The organism is bacterium (assembly GCA_035528375.1).
In the GTDB taxonomy this organism is placed as follows: Bacteria; RBG-13-66-14; RBG-13-66-14; order RBG-13-66-14; family RBG-13-66-14; genus RBG-13-66-14.
The window spans coordinates 1-8178 of record DATKYS010000111.1; the positions used below are offsets into that span (position 1 = coordinate 1).

Consider the following 8178-nt stretch of genomic DNA (forward strand, 5'->3'; position numbering starts at 1 on the left):
GCGGGGCCTCATGGAGCTCCAAAAAGAGCAGCCGGTTTGGATCGAGCGTTCCGAGGACGAAATCGTCGCGCACACCGGGGAGGTTTACCCCGGGCTGGTGGCCATCGGGATGAGCGTGGCGACGTTCCACGGGCTGACGCGGATGGGGCCGACGTTCGGGGCGATGCTCATGTCGGGCCGCCGGGGGGCCGAGGTCTGCCGGGAGATTCTGGGGAAATAGAAGCCGGGGCCTTCTCGGATAGATCATTGAAGGTGGGGAATTATGGGTGCATCATTTCGTTGCTACATAGATGAATCCGGTTGTGAGGGGTTCAAATTCGGCGCGGGCAGTTCGCGTTGGTTTATCCAATCAGCGGTCATCGTTAGAAAGATCAACGACAATTCAATAATACAAAACATGCGGAAAATACGTGAGTTGTTTGAAATGCCACCGAAGAAACCCGTGCATTGGAAAAGATTAAAACATGATAAAAAGGTTGTACTGGCCGATAAAATGGCTAGTTTACCAATCCGCTGCATCGCCGTAGCGGTAGATAAAACCGCTTTATTAGAACCAGAAAAATTCACGGAGAGCTATCGCTTATACTTTTACAGCATACGCTTTTTACTTGAACGTGTATCCTGGCTCGCTCGGGACTCTGGGAAGGGTTCTGTCGGCGATGGTAAAATCGAACTGGTCTTTTCAAATAGAAGCGGTATGTCTTATGAAAAACTAGACCAGTATTTACGGAAACTGAAAAATCAGCGGGATTCTGGTATCGACATCCGAATAGAGTTCGATTTTTTAGACCTTGAAGGCAGAAAGACCTGGCGTCCTGGTAAAAGCGCTGGTTTGCAAGCAGCGGACGCATACGCCGGTTCTCTTTTTAACGCACTTGAACCCAACCGGTACGGTAACGTCGAGACCCGTTACATAGCAACATTTAAACCGGTTATATACAACCGGCAAGGCAACACCTGGGGTTACGGGATAAAAATTACCCCCCGAGAAGCGATCGAGGGGGTAAAAAGGACCGAGCTTTACAGGGTACTCGAAGCAGGCCCCGGGCCGTAGGATCCCACGCCATCGGCGCTGCCACCCTCAACGGGCGACCTGCGGTAGCTCCCGCGCATGCCTGCAAAATCAGTTTATACACTTTTTACATAATAGTCAAGTTTCAGGGCGGATGGTTATAACCGCACGCTGAAATGTAGGGCGGGGATTCCCATCCCCGCCGCATTAATCCCCGACCCTCACCCTAGCCCGTAAGCGCGCTTCCCCCCAGAGGGGGGAGGGGAAATGCGGCCACCCTCAACCTGACCCGCGCCTCGCGGATTGCGATGACGTAGGGGCGGACCTTCAGGTCCGCCCGCGGGCGACCGTGGACGGTCGCCCCTACGGGGATTCGCCGGGTATAGACGTAGGGGCGGGTGTCCACACCCGCCCGCCCCCCACCTCGGCGCTAATGCCTCCGCTCGATGACCACGGTCACCACGCGCCGCGGCGTGGCGTCCAGCACCCGCAGGGCGTAAGCTCCCTGTACGACCTCCTCCCCGGCCCGGGGGATGCGCTCGAGCCGATCAATCAGAAAGCCGCCCAGGGTGGCGTAGTCTCCCTCGGGGAGATCCACCTCGTAGCGCTCGGCCAGCTCGGCCAGCGGCAGGTCGGCGGGCAGGGCGACCGACTCGCCGCGGTCCAGGGAGCCCGGCGCGGCCAGCCCCTCCTGCGTCGCCTCGGTTATCGTCCCCACCACGTCGTCCAGGGTCACCACCCCCAGCGTGCTGCCGTACTCGTCCACCACCACGGCCAGGTTCACCTGCCGCCGGCGGAAGGTCTCCAGCATCCCGCGCAGGTTCTTGCTCTCGGGCACGAAGAGCGGCTCGGTCATGATGCGGTCCAGGGTGGCCTGGAGCGGGGCGCGCACCAGCTCGATCACCGGCACCACCCCCACGATGGCGTCCATCCGGTCCCGATAGACGACGATGAAGGCGGAGTCCGAGTCCACGGCGGCGGCGAAGGCCTCGGGGACGGCGGCCTCCGTGGAAAGGGCCTGGACCTCGCGCAGGGGCGTCATCACCTCGCGCACCTCGCGGGAGGAGAAGGTGAAGGCCGACCCGACCATGCGCGCCGTCCGGTCGTCAATGGCCTCCCCCCGCGCACCCTGGTGCATCATCACCCGCAGCTCCTCGCGCGTCAGCCGCTGCTGGGTCCCCGGCTTTATCCCCTGCAGGCGCAACAGCAGGCGCGAGAGCCCGAGGGCCACGACGGAGATGGGCGTCAGGACCCAGTCCAACACGCTCAGGGGGTAGGCCGCCGCGAGGGTCAGCTCCTCGGCGAAGGCCCGCCCGACGGCCTTGGGCAGAAGGTCCCCCGCGATCATCAGGACCGGGGTCAGCGCGAGACTGGTGAGGAGCACGGCCCAGCCCCGGGCGTCCGCGGGCAGGAGCTCCACCATGAGGGCGGTGGCGATGAAGGAGGCGCCGACCACCCCGATGTTGGTCCCCACGAGGCAGGTGGTGATGAGCCGGTCCGGGATCGCCAGGAGCCTCAGGGCGACGCGGGCCCGACCGTCGCCCGCGCGCGCGGCCGTGGTGAGCCGCACCCGGTTGGCCGAGATGCAGGCCGTCTCCATCCCGGCGAAGAAAGCGACCAGAAGGACGGCGAGCAACAAGAGGAGCGCGAGGAGGATCATTCCACACCCCCCTCGTCCGCCGTGAGCTGGGCCAGGACGCGCACGACGCGGGTCGGCTCGGCCTCCAGGATGGTGAAGGTGAACCCCGCCGCGACGAGGCGCTCCCCGGCGCGCGGGATGCGGTCCGCCAGGCCGGTGAGCCAGCCGCCCAGCGAACTGTAGTCGTCGTCGGAGATTTTCGCGCCCGCAGCCCGGTTGAAGTCGTCCAGCGCCACCGAGCCCGCGCAGATGAAGCGCCCCGGAGCCTGGCGCCGCAGCCGCGGGTTGTGACGCGGGGACTCCTCCAACTCGTCGTAGATGTCCTGGAGCGTCGCCAGACCGACGAATACGCCGTACTCGTCGGAGACCAGGGCCAGGTGGGTCCGGGTGCGGTGGAAGTGGGCCAGGAGTGTCAGGGCGGTGGCCTCCTCGGGGACGAAGTGGACCTCCCGCAGGAGGGGCCGGAGGTCCGCCGGGGGGCCGGCGAGCACCGCGTGGCCGACGTCCTGGGCCCGCACCACCCCCACCCAGTTATCGGGGTCGCCCTCGTAGCAGGGCAGCCGACTGAACTGGTAGCGGCGGAAGACCGCCAGCGCCTCGGCCGGGGTCGAGTCCACCCCCAGGGAGACGATGTCCGCCGCCGGGGTCATCATCCGCCTCACCCGCTTCGAGTCCAGCTCGAACAGGCGCACCATGATGGTCTCCTCCTCCTCGTCCAGCTCCCCCTCCTGGCCGGCCATCTCGAGGGCGGTGCGCAGCTCCTCGGCGGAGGGGGTGTCGCTCCTGGCGAGCCGCCCCTCCAGGGAGCGGACCAGGGAGCGGGAGAGGGCGGCGAGCGGCAGCCGCACCGGGGCTACGAGGCGGTGGAAGAGATTCAGGGGACCGGAGGACCGGCGGGCCTGGGCCAGTGGACGGTGCGCGGCCAGGCTCTTCGGGGTCACCTCGCCCAGAATCAACAGGGCGAGGGTCATCACCAGCCCGGCGAGCTCCAGACCCCCCCGCCCGAAGAGGTCCAGGAAGAGGTCGGTGGCCAGGGAGGCAGCCCCGACGTTGACCAGCATGTTGCCGAACAACAGGGTGACCAGGATGCCGGAGGGCTCCCGCATCAGCCGGGCGATGCGGCGTTCCGGGTGGTTGGCCGAGCGGGAGAGCGATTCGATCCGGGCGGCGGAGAGCGAGAAGAGCGCCGTCTCCGACCCCGAGAAGAAGGCGGAGAAGAGGAACAGAAACCCCAGAACGGTGAACCGAAGCGCGAGCACCTCTTGATTCTACCAGAGCCTTCGGAGGGGGTAAAGCGGGCGTCCGGCCGTCCCCTGTGCTAAAATGATCCCGGGCTTTTTTTGAAAGGGAGCGGAAGTGGCGCGGCGGGGTCACCTGGTCTCCTTCGAGGGGATGGACGGGGCGGGGAAGACCACCCAGCTCGAACTCCTGGCGGAGCGGCTGGACGGCGACCGCGTCCCGGTGATGCGTCTGCGCGAGCCCGGCGGCACCCCCCTGGGCGAGCGGGTGCGCGAGATGCTCCTGGACAGAAAGCTCCAGCGCACCCCTTCGGCGGAGCTCCTCCTCTTCGCCGCGGCCAGGGCCGAGCTGGTCCACCGCCTCATACTGCCCGCAATCGAGGAGGGCTGGATCGTCCTGTTGGACCGCTACGCCGACTCCACCCGAGCCTACCAGGGCTACGGCCTGGGCATGACCGAGGACACGGTGGAATCGGCGATCAACCTCGCCACGGAGGGTCTGGCGCCGTCGCTCACCATCCTTCTGGACCTGGACCCCGCCAAGGGTCTGCGGCGGCTGCAGACCGTCTTCGACGCCATCGAGGAGCGCTCGACCTCTTTTCTGGACCGGGTGCGGCGGGGGTTCCTGGACATCGCCCACCGCGAGCCGGACCGCTGGCTGGTCCTCGACGCCTCCCGGAGCATCCCCGAACTGGCCGGGGAGATTTGGGACCGGGTGATGGCCATCGTGGAAGGCGGGAGCGATGGGTGATTTCCGCACGGGCGTCCGGGGCCAGGAAGCGGCGAGGCGCGTTCTCGCCTCGGCCCTGGCGAGCGGCCGGCTGGGCCACGCCTACCTTCTGCACGGCCCGGCGGGCGTGGGCAAGACCACCCTGGCGCGCGACTTCGCCCGGGCGCTGGCCTGCGATGATCAGGCCGGTTGCGGCGCATGCCCCCCCTGCCGCCGGTTCGAGTCGGGGAACTTTGGCGATTTCCTCCCGCTCCCCGAGGAGGGGGCGTCGCTGGGGATAGCGGAGGTCCGCTCCCTGGTGACCGCCCTGGGCCGCGCTCCCGTCGAGGGGAAGCGGAAGACGGCGCTCATCCCCCGGGCGGAGCGGCTGACCCCCGAGGCGCAGAACGCGCTGTTGAAAACGCTGGAGGCGCCGCCGGCGGGGGCGGTCCTGCTGCTGACCGCGGACTCGCCGGAGGCGCTCCTGCCGACGATTGTGAGCCGCTGCCAGCTCCTGCGCTGCGGGAGGCTGCCGCGGGGGCTCATCGCGGAAATTCTCGAAGGCGAGGGCCTGGAGCCGGAGGAGGCCCGGCGGGCGGCCGAAACCGCCGAGGGCTCGGTGGGCCTGGCCCGGGGCCTGGCGGGCGATGACACCCTGGCGCAGGCCGCCGCGGGGGTGTGGGAGACGATTTTGAAAGGCGACCTGGCCGGCGTGTACGCCGTCGCCGCAGAGCTCGGTGACAGGGAGGGCGCCCGGGCGCTCTTCGAGGGGCTAGCCCGTCTGGCCGGGAGGCGCTGCGGGGAGGACCCCGACGACGAATGGGCCGCGCACGCCGCGCGGGAACTGGAACATACCGCGCTTTTAATTGCCTGGAACGCCAACCTGCGCCTGGCGGCCGAGACGGTCCTGGGCGGACTGGCCCTGCGAGTCGTCGCGAACGGCACGTAATCCTCGTAGGGGCCGACCGACGGCGCGCCGTTCAGGTCGGCCCGCCCCCCTCTCCCTGTGGGAGAGGGGATGGGGGTGAGGGCTGCCGCATCTTCTCCTCTCCCTTCCAGGGAGCGGCGCGCCGACGGGCCGGGTGAGGGTCGGGGTCAGGAACGTGGAAAGCGCGGCGGCCCGCGGAGGGGCCGCCCTACACCATCGCAACCCGGATCGAGAACCACCGCTGTCAGGGCACAGGAAGCTACGGCATGCTCCGCCGGGCGGTGATAAAATTTTCCGCTATAATGGGCATCGAATCGCCCCTCCCGTCGTAGATTAAGGCGCTGATACATGAGACTCTACACCGAGTTCCGCCTGCGCGAAGACCACCTGCGCCTGCTGGGCCACTGCGACGGCGGGGAGCCCGCCGTGGGCGATTGCTACCGCGTGGTGGTGGACGGCCGGGAGCGCTTCGCCGAGGTGGCCCGCACCGGTGTGCCGCTGGTGGAAAAAACGGTGCACCACCTGCCGTGCCGGGTGATCGGCCCCATCGGCGCCGACGACATCGCGCGGATGGCGGAGGCGGCAAAGCTGGAACGCCGCGCGGCGCGTCTTTTCAAGGAGCTCAAGGAGGAGCTGCCCCTGAAGCTGGTGGACGTTTCCGCCGCGGTGGGCGGCGACGCCGTCACCTTCTTCTTCACCACCCCGGAGAAGGTGGACTACCGGCGGCTGGTGGCGATTCTGGCCCGGCGCCTAGAGATCCGCATCGAGATGCGCCAGGTGGGCGTCCGCGACGAGGCCCGGCGCCTGGGCGGATACGCCTCCTGCGGCCGGGAGCTCTGCTGCTCCAACTGGCTGCGCACCTTCGACCCGGTAACGATTAAAATGGCCAAGCAGCAGAACCTGGTGCTCAACCCCAACCGCATCTCGGGCCTGTGCGGGCGGCTCATGTGCTGCCTGGCCTACGAGTACGACTACTACCTGGACGCCGTGAAGCGGCTGCCCCGCAGCGGCAGCCGGGTGATCCTCGCCGACGGCGCCGAGGCCGTCGTGCGCCAGGTGAACGCCGTGAAGGGCACCCTGGTGGTGGAGCGCGCAGACGGCACCCGCGAGGAGCTCACCCCGGACCGCCTCGCCGGGGACGACGGGGAGGCCGGATAAAATGAAAAGAGCCGCGGCCGTTTCGGTCGTTCTCGTGGCACTGGCGCTCGCGGCGGGGTGCGGGCACCGGGCGGGGTTGGACGATTACCGGGACTTCGCCCACCGGGCGGCGCAGGCCGGGCTCTGGCGCGAGGCGCTCGACCGCTGGGAACGCGCCGACGAGCTGGCCCCCGACGACCCGGGTCTCCTCAACAACCTGGCGGTGGCCCACGAGGCGCTGGGGGACATCCTCCCGGCGCAGGACCTCTACGAGAGGGCCGTGGCCCTGGCGCCCGACGATGACGAAATCCGCGACAACCTCCTCTCCTTCCGCAAAGCCCACCCCGAGCTCTACCCCCAGGAGGACGAGGATGAAGATTAGGCATTTTACCGGGGCATTACTCACTCCGCTTCGTTTCGCGCCCCTCTTCGTCCTGGCGCTCCTGGGCTGCCGCACCTCGGACGAGCTGACCATCGAGCTCCGGGCCGAGGGCGAGCTGGACCCCGAGGCCTACCCGACCCTGGCGGTGCAGGACTTCGCCTACGGGGGGGAGATCGAGTTCGGCTCGATGGCCGCCGAGCGGGTGCGGGACAGGATAAACGCCGGCGGACGCTTCGCCGTCGTGCGGGGCCTGGAGGAGACCGACCCGTCGGCGCCGCTCTACGACCTCGCCGGAGAAGACCTGGATGCGGCGCTGGGCCGGACGCGGGAGGCCGGTGCCGCCGTGCTGGTGACCGGGAAGGTCGTCTTCAGCCGTCGCGACGCCCAGGACTACGCCGAGCGCCTCGCCGAGAGCTACGACGTGGAGGAGAGCCAGAGCCCGTCCATGGCCTGGGGCCGCTCCTGGGAGGCCGACACGCGCCGCACCGGGACGGTGTACGTCCTGGAGATTTCCGTCCGCGCCTACGACGCCCAAACCGGCGATGTCGTCTGGCACCGGATTTCTTCCGAGCGGGTGGAGATGAACAACACGAACCGCACGCCCACGCGCTCCGAGCTCATGGGCGTCTTCAACTCGCTGGTGCAGCCGGTGGTCGAGGACCTGCGTCTGGGCCTGGAACCGCACATGCGCGCCGAAACCCGCTACGTCGTGCCGTGAGCCGTCGGGACGTCCCGATACGCCCCTCGGCGCACCGGCTCGCGCCCCATAAAAAAAATATAAAAGCAGAGGGCGACCGTGAAGACGACCCTGGGGTATCTGCGTATCGCGGCGCTGGCCGTCATGCTTCTAGTTCCTCTCAATACCGAATAGGTCTTTCGTAAGATACGGTTCTCATGTCCGACCGTATAAAGGCACGACACGGGCAGAAAACGAGTTGATGGTGGAAGAGTTTTAAGGCGGTGAAACTAAAATAATTCAGCTAAGGAAGTAGATCATGCAGACGTACGCAAATCTTGGTGGGAACTCTAACGTAGTCGGGTACGAACTCGGCGCGGGGACCATCATCGTCTACTTCCGGGACGGGCATTCATATCTCTACACCGACGCCAGCGCCGGGCCCGACAACATCGCA

General features: G+C 67.2%; 9 protein-coding genes. 7 read left to right on the forward strand and 2 right to left on the reverse strand.

The window, feature by feature from the left end; all coding sequences use genetic code 11:
- Both VM054_08820 and VM054_08825 read left to right on the forward strand, forming a co-directional pair.
- A partial coding sequence (locus VM054_08820; protein HUT99164.1) for a ribose 1,5-bisphosphate isomerase occupies positions 1-220 on the forward strand: 220 nt, incomplete at its 5' end.
- A 42-nt stretch (positions 221-262) separates the two neighbouring features.
- The gene (locus VM054_08825) at positions 263-1054 is read left to right on the forward strand and encodes a DUF3800 domain-containing protein (protein HUT99165.1); all 792 of its coding nucleotides are present in this window, start codon (positions 263-265) and stop codon (positions 1052-1054) included.
- A gap of 388 nt (positions 1055-1442) precedes the next feature.
- On the opposite strand, the gene VM054_08830 is transcribed toward VM054_08825, so the two are convergent.
- On the reverse strand, positions 1443-2672 hold the full coding sequence (locus tag VM054_08830; protein HUT99166.1) for a hemolysin family protein: 1230 nt from the start codon (positions 2670-2672) through the stop codon (positions 1443-1445).
- Positions 2669-3910, reverse strand: a complete 1242-nt coding sequence (locus VM054_08835) for a CNNM domain-containing protein (protein HUT99167.1) — start codon at positions 3908-3910, stop codon at positions 2669-2671. The genes VM054_08830 and VM054_08835 overlap by 4 nt, the downstream gene beginning before the upstream one ends.
- A gap of 97 nt (positions 3911-4007) precedes the next feature.
- On the opposite strand from VM054_08835, the gene tmk reads away from it, so the two are divergent.
- From tmk to VM054_08860, 5 genes are all read left to right on the forward strand, one after another.
- The gene (gene tmk, locus VM054_08840) at positions 4008-4640 is read left to right on the forward strand and encodes a dTMP kinase (GenBank protein HUT99168.1); all 633 of its coding nucleotides are present in this window, start codon (positions 4008-4010) and stop codon (positions 4638-4640) included.
- The gene (gene holB / locus VM054_08845; protein ID HUT99169.1) at positions 4633-5547 is read left to right on the forward strand and encodes a DNA polymerase III subunit delta'; all 915 of its coding nucleotides are present in this window, start codon (positions 4633-4635) and stop codon (positions 5545-5547) included. The genes tmk and holB overlap by 8 nt, the downstream gene beginning before the upstream one ends.
- A gap of 327 nt (positions 5548-5874) precedes the next feature.
- Complete coding sequence (gene ricT / locus VM054_08850; GenBank protein ID HUT99170.1) at positions 5875-6684, forward strand: regulatory iron-sulfur-containing complex subunit RicT; 810 nt, start codon at positions 5875-5877, stop codon at positions 6682-6684.
- Position 6685: 1 nt separating this feature from the next.
- Positions 6686-7045, forward strand: coding sequence for a hypothetical protein (locus VM054_08855; protein HUT99171.1), 360 nt, complete (start codon positions 6686-6688; stop codon positions 7043-7045).
- Entirely contained in the window at positions 7035-7763 is a 729-nt protein-coding gene (locus VM054_08860) for a hypothetical protein (protein ID HUT99172.1), read from the forward strand. The genes VM054_08855 and VM054_08860 overlap by 11 nt, the downstream gene beginning before the upstream one ends.
- Positions 7764-8178: the final 415 nt, after the last annotated feature.

What these genes read in the sequence shown, in the direction of transcription:
- VM054_08825 (HUT99165.1), top strand. Translation starts at nt 263, where the DNA reads ATGGGTGCATCATTTCGTTGCTACATAGATGAATCCGGTTGTGAGGGG.
- VM054_08830 (HUT99166.1), bottom strand. Translation starts at nt 2,672, where the DNA reads ATGATCCTCCTCGCGCTCCTCTTGTTGCTCGCCGTCCTTCTGGTCGCT.
- holB (HUT99169.1), top strand. Translation starts at nt 4,633, where the DNA reads ATGGGTGATTTCCGCACGGGCGTCCGGGGCCAGGAAGCGGCGAGGCGC.
- ricT (HUT99170.1), top strand. Translation starts at nt 5,875, where the DNA reads ATGAGACTCTACACCGAGTTCCGCCTGCGCGAAGACCACCTGCGCCTG.
- VM054_08855 (HUT99171.1), top strand. Translation starts at nt 6,686, where the DNA reads ATGAAAAGAGCCGCGGCCGTTTCGGTCGTTCTCGTGGCACTGGCGCTC.
- VM054_08860 (HUT99172.1), top strand. Translation starts at nt 7,035, where the DNA reads ATGAAGATTAGGCATTTTACCGGGGCATTACTCACTCCGCTTCGTTTC.